This window comes from Paenibacillus phocaeensis (genome assembly GCF_900021165.1).
Lineage (GTDB): Bacteria > Bacillota > Bacilli > Paenibacillales > Paenibacillaceae > Fontibacillus > Fontibacillus phocaensis.
Window position 1 is genome coordinate 105,776 of the sequence record NZ_FCOQ01000031.1, and the last position, 16,843, is coordinate 122,618.

Annotated in this window: 16 protein-coding genes and 1 tRNA gene; 8 read left to right on the forward strand and 9 right to left on the reverse strand. The window is 55.4% G+C overall.

The annotated features are described in order from the left end of the window. Positions 1-187 precede the first annotated feature (187 nt). The gene (locus BN3795_RS20025) at positions 188-811 is read right to left on the reverse strand and encodes a TraX family protein (protein ID WP_068786466.1); all 624 of its coding nucleotides are present in this window, start codon (positions 809-811) and stop codon (positions 188-190) included. Between the two features lie 120 nt (positions 812-931). On the opposite strand from BN3795_RS20025, the gene BN3795_RS20030 reads away from it, so the two are divergent. Next, positions 932-1,843 carry a diacylglycerol/lipid kinase family protein gene (locus BN3795_RS20030; protein ID WP_068786467.1) on the forward strand — a complete coding sequence of 304 codons (912 nt, stop codon included), beginning with the start codon at positions 932-934 and terminating at the stop codon, positions 1,841-1,843. Positions 1,844-1,912: 69 nt separating this feature from the next. On the opposite strand, the gene racE is transcribed toward BN3795_RS20030, so the two are convergent. From racE to BN3795_RS20050, 4 genes are all read right to left on the reverse strand, one after another. Further along, the gene (gene racE / locus BN3795_RS20035) at positions 1,913-2,731 is read right to left on the reverse strand and encodes a glutamate racemase (RefSeq protein WP_198524781.1); all 819 of its coding nucleotides are present in this window, start codon (positions 2,729-2,731) and stop codon (positions 1,913-1,915) included. A 182-nt stretch (positions 2,732-2,913) separates the two neighbouring features. Then, complete coding sequence (locus BN3795_RS20040) at positions 2,914-3,351, reverse strand: YtxH domain-containing protein (protein ID WP_068786468.1); 438 nt, start codon at positions 3,349-3,351, stop codon at positions 2,914-2,916. 121 nt (positions 3,352-3,472) lie between these two features. Continuing rightward, positions 3,473-3,892, reverse strand: coding sequence for a DUF86 domain-containing protein (locus tag BN3795_RS20045; RefSeq protein WP_068786469.1), 420 nt, complete (start codon positions 3,890-3,892; stop codon positions 3,473-3,475). Positions 3,893-3,916: 24 nt separating this feature from the next. Next, the gene (locus BN3795_RS20050) at positions 3,917-4,204 is read right to left on the reverse strand and encodes a Dabb family protein (protein WP_068786470.1); all 288 of its coding nucleotides are present in this window, start codon (positions 4,202-4,204) and stop codon (positions 3,917-3,919) included. 165 nt (positions 4,205-4,369) lie between these two features. Between BN3795_RS20050 and BN3795_RS20055 the strand changes: the two genes are divergently transcribed. The 4 genes from BN3795_RS20055 (at position 4,370) to BN3795_RS20070 (ending at position 6,533) form a co-directional block, all read left to right on the forward strand. Continuing rightward, positions 4,370-4,678, forward strand: a complete 309-nt coding sequence (locus BN3795_RS20055; protein WP_068786471.1) for a hypothetical protein — start codon at positions 4,370-4,372, stop codon at positions 4,676-4,678. A gap of 123 nt (positions 4,679-4,801) precedes the next feature. Continuing rightward, positions 4,802-4,874 (forward strand) — tRNA-Ala (locus BN3795_RS20060). 139 nt (positions 4,875-5,013) lie between these two features. Further along, the gene (locus BN3795_RS20065; protein ID WP_068786472.1) at positions 5,014-5,415 is read left to right on the forward strand and encodes a helix-turn-helix transcriptional regulator; all 402 of its coding nucleotides are present in this window, start codon (positions 5,014-5,016) and stop codon (positions 5,413-5,415) included. Between the two features lie 2 nt (positions 5,416-5,417). After that, positions 5,418-6,533: an RNA polymerase subunit sigma-24 gene (locus BN3795_RS20070; protein WP_068786473.1), complete on the forward strand. Its 1,116-nt coding sequence runs from the start codon at positions 5,418-5,420 to the stop codon at positions 6,531-6,533. Between the two features lie 88 nt (positions 6,534-6,621). Here BN3795_RS20070 and BN3795_RS20075 read toward each other — a convergent pair whose 3' ends face one another. The 3 genes from BN3795_RS20075 to BN3795_RS20085 form a co-directional block, all read right to left on the reverse strand. After that, a complete protein-coding gene (locus BN3795_RS20075) occupies positions 6,622-7,530 on the reverse strand; it encodes a VOC family protein (RefSeq protein ID WP_408635055.1) in 909 nt (302 codons plus the stop codon). Between the two features lie 1,028 nt (positions 7,531-8,558). Further along, complete coding sequence (locus tag BN3795_RS20080; RefSeq protein WP_068786475.1) at positions 8,559-9,233, reverse strand: transcriptional regulator; 675 nt, start codon at positions 9,231-9,233, stop codon at positions 8,559-8,561. A gap of 247 nt (positions 9,234-9,480) precedes the next feature. Continuing rightward, positions 9,481-10,059 carry a TetR/AcrR family transcriptional regulator gene (locus BN3795_RS20085; protein WP_068786476.1) on the reverse strand — a complete coding sequence of 193 codons (579 nt, stop codon included), beginning with the start codon at positions 10,057-10,059 and terminating at the stop codon, positions 9,481-9,483. 164 nt (positions 10,060-10,223) lie between these two features. Here BN3795_RS20085 and BN3795_RS20090 point away from each other — a divergent pair, with 164 nt between their 5' ends. Then, positions 10,224-11,438, forward strand: a complete 1,215-nt coding sequence (locus BN3795_RS20090) for an MFS transporter (RefSeq protein ID WP_068786477.1) — start codon at positions 10,224-10,226, stop codon at positions 11,436-11,438. A 53-nt stretch (positions 11,439-11,491) separates the two neighbouring features. Beyond that, complete coding sequence (locus BN3795_RS25660; RefSeq protein ID WP_198524782.1) at positions 11,492-11,629, forward strand: hypothetical protein; 138 nt, start codon at positions 11,492-11,494, stop codon at positions 11,627-11,629. On the opposite strand, the gene BN3795_RS20095 is transcribed toward BN3795_RS25660, so the two are convergent. Beyond that, positions 11,626-14,487, reverse strand: a complete 2,862-nt coding sequence (locus BN3795_RS20095; RefSeq protein ID WP_068786478.1) for an S-layer homology domain-containing protein — start codon at positions 14,485-14,487, stop codon at positions 11,626-11,628. The genes BN3795_RS25660 and BN3795_RS20095 overlap by 4 nt on opposite strands. 148 nt (positions 14,488-14,635) lie before the next feature. Here BN3795_RS20095 and BN3795_RS20100 point away from each other — a divergent pair, with 148 nt between their 5' ends. Further along, positions 14,636-16,750, forward strand: coding sequence for an NB-ARC domain-containing protein (locus tag BN3795_RS20100; RefSeq protein ID WP_408635056.1), 2,115 nt, complete (start codon positions 14,636-14,638; stop codon positions 16,748-16,750). The last annotated feature ends 93 nt before the right edge of the window (positions 16,751-16,843 follow it).

Sequence of the window (16,843 nt, forward strand, 5' to 3'; positions counted from 1 at the left end):
CGTACCTTGGATGTCCCTCATGCTGCCCTTTGCACGATTATCCCTTTCATTCAGTGGGGGTTGGCATTACGGAGCAAGGCGAATTCCTTTCCAGGAATCGGCTCTGATCAAAGGGGATAATCGTGCAAAGCGTCCGGGCAAAAGATCCGGGACACCCTGATTCTGCCGTTACAGCCGTTACAAGCCGTTACAGCAGGTACACCAGCAGCGCCAACACGGCCAAATGCGCCGGATAGAAGGCCCTCCATACCCAGCGCGGAAGCCGCCAAGCTTCGAGCTGTCGCCACAGCCCGGGGCCGTAAGCAATCACGATCGTCGGCACAATGCTGGCCAATTGGATCACCCAGCCGTAAGCGAACAGATAAACGAGATTTAATACCAGGTGCATCGCCACCGCTTTTCCTTGGCCGGCATATTTGAAGATCAGCACCAGCAGCAACCCGTAAGCTCCGTAGTCGAACGGGAGCACTTCCATGATCACACAACAGCTTGCGATAATGACCGCGGACAGCGGACCCGGTTTGACCGAATCCAGCATACGAAGCACCAAAGAAGAGACCAGCAAGGTCGCCACAACGTTTAATCCGTTCGTATCGAAAGCCAGCTGATAAGGGATTTGCGATAGGGCCGCAATCAGAAACAACCGAAATGCGTATTTTCGGTAATTGGAGGTATGCACATGCCCCTGAACCAGTGCGTAGGCATAGAGCGGGAAGGCAATCCGCCCGATCACCCGCCACAGTACTTCTCCGGGAAAAAACAGCAGCCCGACATGGTCGATCAGCATGGTAATCATGGCGATCAATTGCACGGCCTTCACTCCTTTCGTCCATCTCCGAGGTTCGTAAAATTTTGATTTTCAAATATTGCAATATTCAGTAGACTGAAATTACGCCGCTACGGCGCTGCCAACATAGATAGGGGAGTCATCATGTATTTGTTTATTGTAAATCCGAATGCGGGGAACGGCGAAGGCCGCCGAACCTGGAACAAAATCAGCAAACAGCTACGCCGGCGCGGCATCCCATACGAGCATGCCCTCACGGACAGCAAGGAGCAAGCGCATACATTTCTTCAGGAGCGCTTATCCAGCCAGCAGGCCTGGAAGGCGGTAGGTGTTGTTGGCGGCGATGGCACGATCCACAGCCTCCTGCCTGCGCTGCGCCACTCCGGGGTGCCGCTGGCCGTATTCTCAGCCGGGTCGGGCAATGACACCGCTCGCGGCTTCGGCCTCCCGCGTCGTCCGCTTGCCGCGCTGGACGTGATGCTGCACGGCCGTCCGGAATCGGCCGATTTGATCGCCGTCTCAGGTCGCAGCACGCTGACCGCATTGGCTGTCGGATTCGACGCCGAAGTTGCCCGGAACGTCAACCGCAGCCGCTATAAGAAAATATGCAATGCCTTGGGTCTTGGCAGGCTGGCTTATATCATCGGCATCTTCCACACCCTGCTCAGCTATAGGCCCGGTCCATTAAACGTTGATTGCGACGGGATCGCCTACCGATTCGAATCCGCCTGGCTGACGGCCATCAACAATGTCGACAGCTATGGCGGCGGACTGTCCATCTGCCCGGGCGCAAGGCCAGGGGACGGCGTGCTTGATCTTTGCGTCGTCCACGATTGCTCGAAGCTGAAGCTGCTGCTATTATTTCCAACCGTATTGTTTGGGGCTCATACGAAGTTTTCGTTCGTCACGATGCTGAGGGGCCGAAATATAACGGTCTCCAGTCCGATCCCCCGCCTCGCCTTGGGTGACGGGGAAGAAGTTGCCGCCACGCCGCTGAATGCTTCGGCGGATCCCGGTGCCATCCAAATCCTGCGCCCCGCAGAGGAAACCCCGTAAAGCCGTCAGGCCGTGGTCAAAAAAACCTTTGGTCGGGAGCAACCCGCCAAAGGTTTTTTTATATCTTCCCTACCCTGCCGGGCTAGACACCTGCCAAACGATCGGCGTGAGCTCGATTTGTTCTCCCAGCCATTGGCGGGCGATCTTGCGGAACATCTCCGCATCCCCGCTGCAGAAGAACTGATGCACCGGGAGGCGGCTTCCGCGAGCCAGACAACCGCGCTGGTGCAGTACCGTGCTGATCTCCCTCGCAGTTTCGTCCGCAGAACTGATCAGCTTCACCTTGGAGCCCATCACTTGCTGAATCGGGTCTTTCAGGAAGGGATAATGAGTACAACCTAGAATCAGGCAGTCGATCGGATGCTGCTTCATCCCCCGCAGCGACTGCTGCACGACGTGCAGCGCTTCCTTCGTTTCATACAACCCTTGTTCGACCAGGGGGACGAACTCGGGACAAGCCTCGCTGACGATTTCGGTTTGCGGATTGAGCTCCCGTAACGCCGCGGTATAAGCTCCGCTTCGGATCGTTCCCACCGTTCCGATCACCCCGATCTTCCCCGTTTTCGTGGCGCTGATCGCCGCTCTTGCACCGGGGTGGATCACGCCGATCACGGGGACATCGACCTTCGCTTTAATGAAATCGAGCGCAGCTGCCGTCGCCGTATTACAAGCGATCACAATCATTTTGGGTTGAAATTGAATCAAATAATCGACGATTTGCTCGGTAAACAAGCGGACTTCTTCGGGCGATCTTGGACCGTAGGGAGCTCGGGCTGTATCTCCGAAGTAAATGATTTTCTCTCTGGGAAGCTGCCTCATCACTTCCTTGCAGACAGTAAGGCCTCCCACTCCCGAGTCTAGTATAGCGATAGCTTGCTGCACGAACATACCGCATCCTTCATGTTTAGTTTAAATTCCCTCTCGTTACTTTATGACTCCGGTCTGCAAAGGGTACCTAAATCTTAACCTAATTTGCGGTGCAAGAAAACCCGCAATGTTCGATTAAACGGGAAAAAGACCCGTCTAGGGTCTTTTTCGGGCTATCGCTGGGGGTAACAAATAACTGAGCGTTATTTGTTCTCTTCGCTCTCGGCCGTTGCTGCTGCCTCCGAAGCTGCAACTTCCAGTTCGCCGTCTTCTGTTGCTTCTTCCCCTGTCACAACGCTAAGAACAACCGTCTCTTCTTCGATCACAGGCTGCTCTTCATCCGAAAATTCAGACACTTGAGCAACCTCTTCCACTACAGTGACGTCCTTCGCGGATCGGAGGTTTTGGATTTCGCTGATCAGGCCTCCAGCGGCTTCCTTCACTCTGCCCACAATCACGGTGCTTTGCTCCGATACTTTGCCGGCAACTTCCTGCGTTTTCTCGCCAACCTGGCGTGCGCCGTCGGCAATATCCTTCCGAAGCTCTTTCCCGGCTTTAGGGGCAAATAACAGCGCCGTTACCGCACCTGCAACCGTACCGATGGCAGCACCCCATAACCAACCCTTGTTCCCTTTGCTCACGACTCATCTCTCCTTTTCGGCATCTCTCCGCGAATGCCCATATCGATAATGCATTATAAGCAGTAATGGTCTGTCCGGTCACACCTGGTAGGAATTATTTTTGGGCTTGTCCGTCCGAAAATCAAACGCCTTCCTGATCTAAGTACTTTAGTACGTTTGCGGAAAATTCCTGCAAAGCCTCAGGCAGCTGCTCTCTCAGCGCCGCAACCTCCTGCCGCTCCCACGCAAAATAATCCTGCACCAGCGGTTTCCGCAGGCGAACGAGCGCAATCAACGTGGCATGCAGCGAAGCATCCACCACTTTCTCATCAAGCAGGATGTCCACGATATCCTCATAACTGCTCGCGTCGCGCATAATGAAGCCGTCGATCAAATAGCTGCCCACATCCGTTACGATTTCAATGGCGAGATGCAGTGCCCGTTCTTCGGCGTACCGCCCCAATAAAGGCGATGCGGACTGTACGGATTCGCGGAACGCCTGCAGCAATTCCGGCACCAGCTCCAGCCGGCGTTCGATCTGTTCCCGGTTCACATAATACACGGGGTTCTCCTCCTTCAGTCCAACCTAGAATTCGAAATCGACAGCAACCTGGCTTTCACGAACTTCGTTCATATGCGCAATGACTTTCTTGTGTTCCGGGTGAACCTGGTATCCTTCCAAATCTGCAAGCGAATCAAAGGTTGCAATCAGCGCAATGTCATAGGATCGAGGGGAACGAATCACATCCGTGCCCACCTCCAGGCTTCTCAGTTGCTCCACTTTGCCCTGAAGACCGCGCAGCACCTCAACCGTACGTCCAATACTCTCCGGAGACGCATCTTTTAATTTGAACAAGACGATATGTTTGATCATAAGCAATCCCTCTCCTTAAGCAACGATTCAGTAACTGATTTCAGCATAACATAAAGGGTACTCGCCGGAAAGTAAGCCCCACCCGAACTCTATCAATCTAGCTTCATATGATATATTGTCTCTTTTGCTAGAGACAAGACTCAGGTTGAAGGGAGGTGAATCCTAGTGACCCTCCTGCACTTACTGCTACACGAACCGCTGCGAAGGCGAATTCGCTTGCTGCAGGCCGAGCTTGAGCTGCTGACCAGCCGGGTGGAGCATCTGGAAGAAGCGCTCGATGCCGCCTCCTTCCCGGATTCCGCTACCCGGCAGCGGATCGCAGCCTCGATTGGCCGCCGTATCACGGTCGAGACATCCGGCTCCGCTCTGTACGGGACGCTGATGGCCGTACAGAGCGATGCCCTCGAATTGATGGATGAATCGGGTCGGCAGGTTATCGTTCCGACCTCAAGAATCACAGCGGTAACCCTTTAAGCAGCGGATGCAGTTGCCTCTTACCGGCAACCCCGGTTGCCGGTAAATGAGGAAAATGATTTTTTTCGAGAGAAGGATATTGACAGCTTGGTCGCATTTTAATAAAATGAAATAGTCGCTCACGGGGCCTTAGCTCAGCTGGGAGAGCGCATCGCTGGCAGCGATGAGGTCAGGGGTTCGATCCCCCTAGGCTCCATTGATGAGGAAAGAGGTTGATCCTTACGGATCAGCCTCTTTTTCGTTTATTTGAACCCGAGCAAATATCCTCAAAAACATCGAGAAAAAATGAACGTACATGCTATGCTTAGCTTAACCGAAGCATAGGCGGTGATCCGTTGGATCGTTATCTTTTGATTGGGTCGGTAGTCGTGTTTGTCGAGAATCGGCTGCAAAGCCATCTGAGTTATGCCGAACTTGAGCAAGCGACGGGGTTCTCGCTGGCACACATTCGAGATGTGTTCGCCAAACATACGGGAAAATCGCTGTCGCGGTATATCCTGGGAAGAAGAATCGCAAATGCAGCCTTTGAACTGATCCACAGCCAGACGGGTATCCTTGAAATTGCTTTGAAATACGGATTTTCCAACCACGATACCTTTACGAGAGCGTTCAAGCGCATCACGGGCTTGACTCCGCAGGAGTTCCGGAAGCGGCGATGTCCGGTGGGCCGAATTAAACTTTGCGCAGGCGTCTATGGAATCGGGATTCTAAATCAGAAGGACGGGAAGGACGATTAGCAATGGATAAAAAATCAGAGGGATCTGCGAGTAAAAACGGGACGATACTGTACGGCGTTCCGCGAGTCGAATTCGGAGCTGCGGGCATCACTCCATTTCCGATGTGCCTTAAGGCAAGCGCGAACTATCTGGGACAGGAGGTTAGTTACGATTCTATTCTGGCCGGGTGTGGCGCCGCATTTCGGCTGACTTGGGATACGACCGCGTGGAACGGCGGGAATGTGGACGTTATTTTTACCTTTGATGATGCCGTGAAGGTTTATCAATTGGGCGTTGAAATGCTGGGACGGGAGTTTAAGCTATTGGGCAGGACATCCAAACTAACGGTGAGCGACCCGGCTAAATTTGCGGGCGTTCGGATGAATGGAGATAAGGCGGACTTCCAAGCTTTCATTAAGTCTGAAATCGACAAAGGGATGCCCTGCATTGCCCTCGGTGTTGTAGGACCGCCTGAAGCCTGTATTCTCACGGGATATCGTGAAAACGGAGAAGTTTTGCTGGGATGGAATTTCTTTCAGGACAGTCCCGAGTTTGCAGCAGACCTTCAGTTTGATGAGTCGGGATATTTCATCAGCCGTCATTGGTGGGAGAATGCGGATACCGTGGCGGTGATCTCGCTCGGCCATAAGACCGGAAATCCGATTACGGATAAAGAGATCGTTGCAAACGCGATCGAAGTGATGGAAGGCCGGTTATGCGGCAATTATGCGAAGGGGCTACTGGCTTACGATGCCTGGAAAAAGGCGGTGACCGATCCGGCTCAATTCCCCGATAACGCCATACTGCCTATTCTAGCCGAACGGTTGATGTGTCAAGGGGACGCGATGGATTGTCTGGCTGAAGGAAGGCATAACGCCGCTTTGTTTATGAGAAGTTTGGCGGAAAGAAATCCGGAAGTGAAGACCCTGTGCAAATCTGCGGAAGAGCAGTTTTTAAAAGTGGAAGCTTGCGTATGGCAAATGGCGCAGGCTCTTGGCGGATACGAGCGGAATGAACCGCAGATGCGCAATTTTGCCAAAAAAGAAGTGCGCGAAAAAATAAGCCGCTTCATTGATGAAGCGAAGGAAGCGGACGGCAAAGCATGGGGAGCTTTGAACAAGCTGTATCTCGCCATGTAAAGCGGCAGTGAAATCAGCGCAGCGATCCCCCCAAGGCTCATAAAATGCAAGGAAGCTTCACTCGGCTTGAGCGAAGCTTCCTTTTTCGTTATTCCCCATCAAAGGCTTGTTGTAATTCCGCAAGGTTAAACTTCTTCATCCGCAAAAACGCCTGCGTGACGCGGTCCCGCTGTTCCGGCGTTCCCCGGCTCATCATTTCGTCCAGCCGGGCCGGCGCAATTTGCCAAGAGACACCGTATTTATCCTTGAGCCAGCCGCATTGCTCGGCTTCCGGGACGGCGGACAGCTTGTCCCAATAATGATCGATCTCCTCTTGCGTCTCACAGTTGACCAGGAAGGAGATCGCCTCGTTGAAGTTGAACTCGTGCGCATGCGCGCTGTCCATGAGCGCAAACCAGGTGTTCTCCAATCTAAAATCGGCGAACATCACCGTTCCTTCTTGGTCCGGCTCTTGGCCGGGTCCATATTGGACAAGGGTGCCCGGTTTGGCGTTGCGGAAAATCGAGAGATAGAACTCGCGCGCTTCTTCCGCCTTGCCGCAATTGTCGCCCACGAAGAGCAGACTGGGAACAATCGCGGGCCGCGGCTCCCCGTCCGGGTTCGTCAACATCAGTTGCCAAGTGACGCCGTACTTGTCCCGGATCCAGCCGAACCGTTCGCTGAAAGGGTACCGATCCAGCGGCATTAGCGCGATGCCGCCATCGGACAATTGGTGCCATGTCGCGTCGAGCAATTCCCTCGCGTTCTTATCGCGGGATGGGTCAAAGTTCACGATAAACGAGATGGAGGGATTGAACTGGAACAGCGGCCCTGCCGAAATCGCCATGAATGGAAATCCCCACACGGTGAACGATACGAGCTCGGAATCGCCAGAGGGCGTATCGTGTAAGGTCGTCGCGTTCGCGATCTTGGAATCCGGAAATACGGAGCAATAGAACTCCGCAGCTTCTCGTGCCTCTTTGTCGAACCACAGGTGCGCGATAATGGGTTGGCTCATCATTTTCCTCCTTTGCGAGAACCTTTACAGGAATCTCGTTCATCTGCTTTATTTTAGCACAGCTGATTGATATGACGAAATTAGCTCTTGATTTGCGGAGGACCTGACGACATGGGGAGTTTGCAACCGCCTGCGACTCAATAATTTGTGACCTAGCACCCCGCCTAACTGCGACTTACAACCTGGCGCACCCCGTCTGCGAGTTAGCGACACCACTGACCGAGCAACTTTCAACTCAGCTCCATATGACCTAACGCCCCGCCTAACTGCGACTATGTAACTTGTGACCTTTGCAACCCGCAGCCTACGACTCGGCGCCACGCGATCCAGCAACCTGCCTGCAACTCAGCACAGCACCATGTGACTTAACAACCGCCTACCTGCAACTTAGTAACTTGCGACCTAGCAACCCACAGCCACGATTCGGCGCCACGCGACCCAGCAACCTGCCTGCGACTCAGCACCATGTGACCTAATAACCGCCTACCTGCAACTTTGCACCATATGACCTAACAACCCGCCAACCTGCAACTTTGTAACTTGCGACCTTCGCAACCCATCCGCCAAACCGCTAACGCTTGCCACAAACCTTATATGCTCCAAAAATGGCACTTTGCAATTCTAACGCTTACCACGAAGCTTATTTCCTTGTTTTGCTGCTAAATTACTCGATTTTTCCGCTAATAGAGTGTCTCATCGTCGTTAGAATTTTTTTTGCCATGATTTTGCCCAATTAGCGTTGCTCACAAGCGTTAGAGGTGCCACCCAGTGGACGGCACCCTAAGGTGGCACCCGGAGGCGGCACTCAGTGGTGGACTCAGAGGTGGCACCGAGAGGTTTGCACTCAGAGGTTTGCACTCAGTGGTGACACCTGGAGACTGCCCCCCGGGGCGGCACTCAGTGGCGGCACTAAGAGGTGGCACTCAGTGGTGACACCCGGAGATTCACCCATAGTTGGTACTCAGGAGGCGGCCCTCGAGTTTGTCCCCAGGGGTGCCACCCAGAGGTCGTGCCAGCCCCCTTGCCGCCTAACCGGCACTCACGCCCTTCCGGTCGGTAGCGGGGAGCCGGAATGTGCGATACCGTTGCTTGCCGTCGGCGACCTCCAGCATCTTTCGGGTATGCATCGCATGTAGAATGGCTCGTGTGTGTTGATTGGATAACGCGAGATGCTCTGCAAGTTCAGTTGGAGTAAAGGGCCGCATCAAACGGCGGGCAAAGCGCAGGATCTCCGCCTCTGCCCAACTCAGACCGGAAGGCACGGCACTGGACAGAAACTTGCCGACGAAAGATAAGACCAGTTGCTTGCAGACCCCCGGGTCTTCCCGGATGGATAAATACGCGATTGGCAGAAATAACCAATCGTCCAGTGCCAGCAGGGCCTGCTTCATGCACAAATCCTTAAACCGCCCGGCTTCGATATCGCGGGCATGGCTCCGGTAATCTTGGATCTCTATACACCCCTTCACATGACCCGGCAGATAGGCCAAATCGAGATAACGGTACCCATTATTAAAGTCACGGACCTCAAATTCAGGATAAAGATGATCCAGATTTCCAACAGCAGGATACCAAATGAACCGCAAAAAATCCGTTGTACCGCGACTCAATCCCTTGCGCAAAAACTCCCGCCTTCTTGGATTCCCCTCCTCGCCGATCTGCCGTTCTAGCCATTTCAAATAAACGTCATCGAACTCGCCCATGAATGTCCCTCCCTCTTGGAATCCACAAAAAAACCGCCTCAATGCGCCCTTGCATCCCAGAGCAAGTCGCATCCAAGCGGTATGTGCTTCACACCTAAAATCGATAGATTATGGAAAAAATGTATCATGAATCGGCGTGGTTTACAAGCGGTCCGTACCCGGGTACTGCCACGGATACTTTCTCAGAACTTTTCCCGACACCTTCACGGATACCTTCTAAGACACTTTCCCGGATACTTCCCCGGGTTCATCTCGCCGCGAGTCCCTCCAATACCCGCTTCACCAGGTTTTCCACGTAATTCTCATCCAGCTCGTCACTAAGGATCAGAAGCCTGTAAAAGATCGGCCCGTAGATCTGATCCAGGCATAACTCCAGATCGAGATCGTTCTTCAATTCACCGCGCCGGATTCCCCGCTCAATAATCTGGCTTGCCTCCGCCCGGCGGGGCCGAAAGTATCTCGAACGGTATGTGTCCGCCAATCCGGTATCCACTTGTCCTTCTCCGACCAGTTCTTTAATGACACTCCCCTCCCGGCTTGTCATAAATCGGACCAATCTCGTAACATGGATCACCAAGTCCTGATTGACGTCACCCGTATCGGGAACCGGGATTCTAGCCGTAGACGCCGACAAGAACCCGTCCATGACCACCGCGGCTTTGTTGGGCCACCATTTATAGATCGTGGCTTTGCTGACCCCAGCCCGCTCCGCGATTTTCTCCACCGTAACCGATCCAAAGCCCTGTTCCAGCAACAAATCGTAGGAAGCGGCAAGAATGGCGTTTTGCGTTTCCACATTGCGCGGACGCCCTCTTTTGGCATGCACTTGAACCCACTCCTTTTCCGAAAAAAACTATACGTTCATTATACTAAATATTCCGGAAATAAAAATTGTTATTTACAAAACGATACGTTCAATATATTATTTAATCGTCGACAATTTATAAACGTTACGTTCAGTATTTAGTAGTATAAAGAGGAGGTTTTATTATGGAGACAAATCATACTGCTGCCAGCAAGCCGGTTTCAAGCTGGATTCTGTTCTTGTTAGCCGTCGCTTGCGGACTTATCGTTGCCAATCTGTATTATTCCCAAACTCTGGTCGGACCGATCAGCGCCGCCACAGGATTAACTTCCGGAGCCGCGGGATTAATCGTCACTCTCACACAAATCGGGTATGTACTCGGTCTGTTGTTCATCGTTCCGCTTAGCGACATCGTGGAAAACCGCCGTCTCGTGGTTCTATTCCTGATCGTAGCATTCTGCGCCTTGGTGACGGCATCCTTCGCTTCAAGCGCACCTTTATTCCTCGTCGCATCTTTAATTATCGGTATCGGGTCCGTGGTTGCGCAAATTCTGGTGCCTTATGCGACCTATTTAGCACCGGGACCCAATCAGGGCCGGGTAGTCGGCAACGTCATGAGCGGACTTCTGCTCGGGATCATGTTCGCCCGTCCCGTAGCCAGCTTCATTGCCGGCCTGTGGAAGTGGCAGGCGGTATTCGCCTTATCCGCCGGGGCTATCGCGCTTTTAGCGATTTTATTGTACCGGGTGCTTCCCGAACGCAAGCCGGAACCCTCCTTAAGTTACAGTAAATTGATCGCCTCTTTGGGATCCTTATTGAAAAACACGCCGGCCCTTCGCCGCCGCGCTGCTTATCAAGCTTGCCTGTTCGGCGTTTTCAGTCTCTTTTGGACCGTAGTTCCGCTGCATTTGGCGGACGAATTCGGCATGACGCAGCAGGGGATCGCCTGGTTCGCGCTGGCTGGCGTAGGCGGCGCCGTTGCCGCGCCGATTGCGGGAAGACTCGCGGATCGAGGCTGGACCCGATTCTTGACCGGATTGGCCATAGGGGTGGCCGCTTTATCTTTCGTCCTGGCCCATTTCGTTCACGGCCATTCGACGATCGCCCTTATCCTGCTCGTACTAGCTGCGATTTTGCTCGATATGTCCGTCTCGGGAAATCTGGTGCTTGGACAGCGGGTGGTTTATTCCCTGGGCAATGAAGCCAAAGGACGCCTCAACGGATTATTTATGGCCATCTTTTTCATTGGCGGGGCAATAGGATCGTCATTAGGCGGCTGGTCCTATGCCCACGGCGGTTGGAGTACCGCCTCCCTGATCGGCATCTTTGTTCCGCTGCTTGCTCTGGTCTACTTTTTTACCGAAAATAGAACCGATCTGAAGAAGGGGGTTGCCCCCTAAGCGACAGCTGTTCCGTCTACGGCTTACCGCCAGGTTCAAGGAAACGTTCGCCGATGCGCTCGATGTTATCGGTTGGCCGGCTCCGGATCGAATGTAAGCCAAACAGGCAGCCGAACTTCTCCCTGCTCGGCCAAGTGACGGATGAGGGGGGAGCGCTCGACTGCCACGGAACGGCCAGAGCACGCGTTTAATCGATGAAATTCAGGTAAACGAGCAGCCGTTTCAACATCACGGCGCTTTGGGCCCGAGTGGCCGTTGCCTTCGGGGCGAGAGTCGTTTCGTCCATGCCCTGAATCAGCCCCGCCGATAACAACCCCCGCATCGGCTCCTCAGCCCAACGCGCCAGGTTGGTTGCGTCGGGAAAACGTTCGAGCACTTCGGCTCCGGCGACCGGCAATTCACCTGCGAATTGGGCCGCGCGCGCCAGCATTGCCGCCATCTGCTCGCGGGTGATCGGCTGGTCCGGCCGGAACGTGCCGTCCGCGTAACCGCTGACCAACCCCGCCCGAACCGCAGCCGTTACGGAGTCCGCATACCACGCATCCGGGGACACGTCGTGAAAGGCGATTGCTGCGGGACGTGCGGCCAACCCGAGCGAACGCACCAGCATCGCCGCGAACTCGGCGCGGGTCACGCTGCCGTCCGGATCAAAAGCGCCGCCCCCTTTCCCGTCCACGATCAATTTGTCAGCAAGCCGTTCGACGTCCGCTCTTGACCAATGCCCCTCAAGATCGGCAAAAGTATGACCGATCCGAAGTACGGCGTACAGGCTGTCGTGAGGAGCCGAGAAAACGGCGTAAACGGCTTGATGCTCCTTGCGAAATACGGCAGGAACAAAGTGCAAGTGATGATCCGCATCCACCCAAACCACGGTTGCGTTTGCCGGGGCAGTCTCCGTGTCCAGGCGGATCGTCCGTTCAAGATAATTGCCCCCGAAGTCGGCGATCACCTTACCGTCCACGTCCAGCGAAAATTCGACGGGATCGGCGAGCCCCTCGTAACCGTGCCCCCGGAAGGTCGTTAATACTTCCGAGAGATCATCCTCCGTCGCTTCCGCGATCGTAGTTGTCAAGGTTGATCCGCCACTCTCCCCGAACAGACGCAGCGGCAAGCTGTAGCTTCCCCGATTCGCGATGATCCGCAAGACGGCATTCGGTTGTACCTGCAGGATATCGCGGAGCGTCTGCATCGGGAGATCCGTTTTGATCATCGGAGCTGCGGCTTGGATGATTTCTAGCTCTACCTCATCTGCGGCCGCAAACAGCGCAGGCAGTTCGCTTCCATCCAATACGAATCGCTGCACGGCCCGGCCATCGCCGGCCTTTTCATCGATGACGGTAACGAGCAGATCCTGGCCGCCGGCCCTGATCTTAGCCTTTGCCGGTTGGTTGACGGGCGGAGGCGTCACCGGCGCAATCGGGCTTCCCGAGCTTCCGGATCCGCCCGATCCGCCCGATCCGCCGGAACCCGCAGGCGGGCTAGGCCGATCCTTCGGCTCCAGGTCGATCCGGCCGAGATCGATGCCGCCTCCCGCCGCAACCGTCACGTTTGCCGTCTGCGTCTTATATCCCGACGCGAGGAATTTCACCGCCTGTACGCCTACCGGCACATTCGTCAGCGTGAAGCTGCCGTCGGCGGCGGTCGTCTCGCTTATCCCGTAGGTATCAACCGTCACCGTTACCCCGGATAACGGGCTGTTGCCGATGCCGTAGACGGTACCGGTCACCGTGCCGTAGCCTGGCAACGAAGGTTCGACGACCGTTAAACGAAGCATTGCCGCTGCGGCAGCTCCCCCAGCATCGGTCACCGTAACTTCAACGTCAAAGCTGCCCGCTTCCCGCGGGGTTCCTTCCAGCATCCCCGTTGCGTCCAGGGCCAGCCCATCCGGCAGTCCGGTTGCTTGCCAGTTCAAGCCGCCTCCCGCCCCGTCGAAAGCCTCAAGCTGCTGCGCATAAGCCCTCCCTTGGTCGACCGCCGGCAAACTTTCGGTCAGTACCGCAGGACGCAAATAAGGAGTGCCGCCGTTCAACGCCGGATGCATCGTCCAAGTACTCGCAAAGTCCCAACCGGCATAAGTTGCGGCTTGGACCATTTCCGCCGTCGGATGCCCCTCGGCTTCGGCCGGGCCACCGTATGGGGCAGCGATGCCGTCGGACTGCTCCGTCTTTTCGATATCGAAATGCGAGCGGAGAACGCCGGCATTTTCCGAAGCCATCCCTACAACGCCGGCAACAAACGAATTCGGTCCCCCGGGTCCGCCGGATACCTTGCCCGTCGCGTAGCTGTCAGCGATCGTGCCGTAAATCATAAAACCGGCCAGTCCGCCTGAGTAATAGACATACATGCCCGCTGACGACTGAAGCCCGATCGCGCCGGTGGCGTACGAATGCTCAATCAGCCCCGTGCCTAGCGAGCCGGCCAAACCGCCCGTATAAATATTTGCACCATACCCGCCCATAACGGCAGCTGCCGAGGAAGAGCCGGAAATGGTCGAATTGGTCGTGACACCGACCAGACCTCCGGTCGTATGGGTGTTTTCCCACACCGATGTGCCGGCGACGGATCCCGTGACATGCGTAAACCGAATTTCCCCTCCATCGGTCAAAATGCCGGCTACGCCGCCGGTATTGGCCCCGCCGTTAATTTGAACGTCCAGCCGCAGATGCTGCACGGTTCCGGTAAGGCTCCCGAAGAACCCGACGAGCTCATATTGCTTGGGATCGCTCCAATCGGCCTCGTTGATCTCCACGCTGGAGATACGGTGCCCCCGTCCGTCGAACGTACCGCTGAAGGGGGCGGTTCCGTTGCCGCCGAACGGGATCCAGGCATACCCATTGAGATCGATATCGCTCGTTAACCGGATGTTCCGAGATACATAGTCGGTCTGATGCTGATTCATATAGACGAGCTGCTCCGCCGTAGATACGAGCACCCACCCGTCTACGACAGGCGGGGGCGCGGCATCGGCCCGGGCCGACGGCGTCCCCCAGGGGAGGATTTGCACGGCGAGCAGAATAGCGGACAAGATAAGCGATAGGCGGCGTTTCATGAGCGAATTGCTCCTTTCTATCATCCAAAATATTAATTACTAGAAAAGAAGAATTACAACAACTGCCGAAACCATTTATAGTGTAAACTAGTAACGTCTCTCTCATGTTTCATATATGTTTCAAATTTTAATAAACATCCTGCAGGGAGTGATCGCTTTGCAATCGATACCGTCAAACGACCGGTTCGTACCGGGCCGACGAATCGTCGGCTTCGCCAAGGAACTGGCCGGCTTCAAGCAATGGCTGGCCGATCCCAGCCCGGCCTTGCGTATTTTTTCCGTTTCGGGAATCGGCGGCATCGGCAAGACAACGTTGCTGTTGGAAATGGCGCAGGCGGCGTCCCATGCATCCGTGCTTACCCTTTGGTTGGACGGACAAAGCGAGCTGGCGACATCGGGCAGTTTCTTATCCGGGCTCGAAACCAGCCTGGAAAGCGAATACGGCAGGCAACGGAAGCCGGAACTTCCCCAGCTCTCCTTCGTGATCGAAGAATTGACCCGGCAACGCTCCGTGTTGCTGATCGATAATTGCGAACGTCTGGCAGGCATAGAGGGATGGCTGATGTCCAGCTTCCTGCCGAGGCTGACAGACGCCGGGGTTCTGTTCGTCATGGCTTCGCGCAACGGCCTCCCGGTCAAATGGCATACCAGTCCCTATTGGGGGCATCGAATCCGGACGTTTCCACTAACGTTATTATCGCGCGAGGAAGTGCTTGACTATTTGCGCGGCAGCGGCTTGAAAGAGGAGTTGCAGAAGGAAATCGCCCGCAAAACCGAAGGCCTTCCACTGCTCCTTGCGATGACCGTCGAATGGCTTCATTCCCGGCAGGACAATCCCCTTACCGACTTCGCAGAGCTCCCGGGCAAATTAAGCGCCGAAATTTTGCGGGAAGCGGCTTATCCGGATTTATATCCGGCTTTGGCGGCATTATCGCTGCTGCCGGCAGCGGACCAGGCGACGCTTAATCGTTTGTTGGATCGGCCGCTGGATGCAGCCGGCTACCATGCCCTCGGCCATTTATCGTTCGTTCGCCAAACGGCCTACGGGTTGACGCTTCATCATGTGATCGCCGGGCTGATGCGGGACGATTACGCCCGGAGGGATGCGGATCGATTCCAAAGCCGGCGGCATCAAGCATTTCGCTTGTTGGCGGAGCAATTCCATTCCGCGGAACCCCGGCGGCAAAGAGGGATCGCTGCCCACATTTTGGAGCTGTATCGCGAATATCTGCCGTCTGCCCATGCGTACGCCGATTTCTCTACCGCGCTGAATCCGGGGACTTATCTTCCTTTTCGCCCGGAAGACCTCGGCGACCTCCAGCAACTGCTAGCGGCGGCGATTTCGCCAACGAACTGGCAATCGGAGTTGGTCACCGCCGGAGATTACCCTGCCTTGCTGGACGAAATTGCCCGGCACAGCCCGGAAGGCATCTGTATCGTGCGCGACGATTCCGGAGCGCCGCTGGCTTTCTGCGCCGGCTTCTGGCTGCATGGCGCAACTCTGCCTCTGCTGGAGCGGTATGCTCCCGGCTTTCTTCCTTTATTGGGAGAGGAGGAGAACGGACTCCGAACCCTCCCCCGAGAGTCTGCCGATTCCCTCTGCGTGCTGCTGGCCGCCGTCGACGTCCGGCATCCCTTATACGGACCGGAGGAATTGGGCGCGCTGCTGATGCGGCAATGGTTGATCGAGATGACCAGCGGGCTTCGGGGAATTATGATTACGGCCGATCCGCAGTTGAACGGGCTCTTCCGAATTCTTGGCTTTCAGCAAACGGGACGGATCAAGCCGAGCGGCACCGAGGGGGAAGGCGAGTTGACGCGTTGGGAGCTGGATTTCAGGCACCAAGCGTTCGACAAATGGGTGAAGGAAATTATCCGCCAAACCGGACCGGCGGCAGTTGCGGCCATCTCGCGAAGCGAATCCCTTGCGGCACTTGATGGAAAAGCGGTGAAGCGAATCCTGGAGCTGCTGTTTCACAGCGAAGAATTGGAGCGGTTCTCGCCTGTGCGGGATTCGGGAATGAGCGCAGCCGTCGTGCAGACTTGCGTGCAGGAGATTTTGACGGCCTCAGACGCGGCCTATCCGCTGACGCAGCTGGATCAGAGCATTCTTAGAGCCGTTTATTTGCAAAAGAACCGGAACAAAAACCAGCTGGCGGACGATTTTCACATGAGCCGGACGACGTTCTACCGTCATACGCTTCAAGCTTTGGACCGCTTGGGACATGTGCTGTCGCGAGCCCTTTCCGATGTTCGCGGTTAGGGATGGCGCACTCGCCGAAGCCGCGAATCCTATATATGCAATGTAATAAGGCGCGACCGGGCAACCGGCCGTGCCTTATTGCATTCGAAAGGT

What these genes read in the sequence shown, in the direction of transcription:
- BN3795_RS20030 (WP_068786467.1), top strand. Translation starts at nt 932, where the DNA reads ATGTATTTGTTTATTGTAAATCCGAATGCGGGGAACGGCGAAGGCCGC.
- racE (WP_198524781.1), bottom strand. Translation starts at nt 2,731, where the DNA reads ATGTTCGTGCAGCAAGCTATCGCTATACTAGACTCGGGAGTGGGAGGC.
- BN3795_RS20050 (WP_068786470.1), bottom strand. Translation starts at nt 4,204, where the DNA reads ATGATCAAACATATCGTCTTGTTCAAATTAAAAGATGCGTCTCCGGAG.
- BN3795_RS20070 (WP_068786473.1), top strand. Translation starts at nt 5,418, where the DNA reads ATGGATAAAAAATCAGAGGGATCTGCGAGTAAAAACGGGACGATACTG.
- BN3795_RS20075 (WP_408635055.1), bottom strand. Translation starts at nt 7,530, where the DNA reads ATGAGCCAACCCATTATCGCGCACCTGTGGTTCGACAAAGAGGCACGA.
- BN3795_RS20080 (WP_068786475.1), bottom strand. Translation starts at nt 9,233, where the DNA reads ATGGGCGAGTTCGATGACGTTTATTTGAAATGGCTAGAACGGCAGATC.
- BN3795_RS20090 (WP_068786477.1), top strand. Translation starts at nt 10,224, where the DNA reads ATGGAGACAAATCATACTGCTGCCAGCAAGCCGGTTTCAAGCTGGATT.
- BN3795_RS25660 (WP_198524782.1), top strand. Translation starts at nt 11,492, where the DNA reads ATGCGCTCGATGTTATCGGTTGGCCGGCTCCGGATCGAATGTAAGCCA.
- BN3795_RS20095 (WP_068786478.1), bottom strand. Translation starts at nt 14,487, where the DNA reads ATGAAACGCCGCCTATCGCTTATCTTGTCCGCTATTCTGCTCGCCGTG.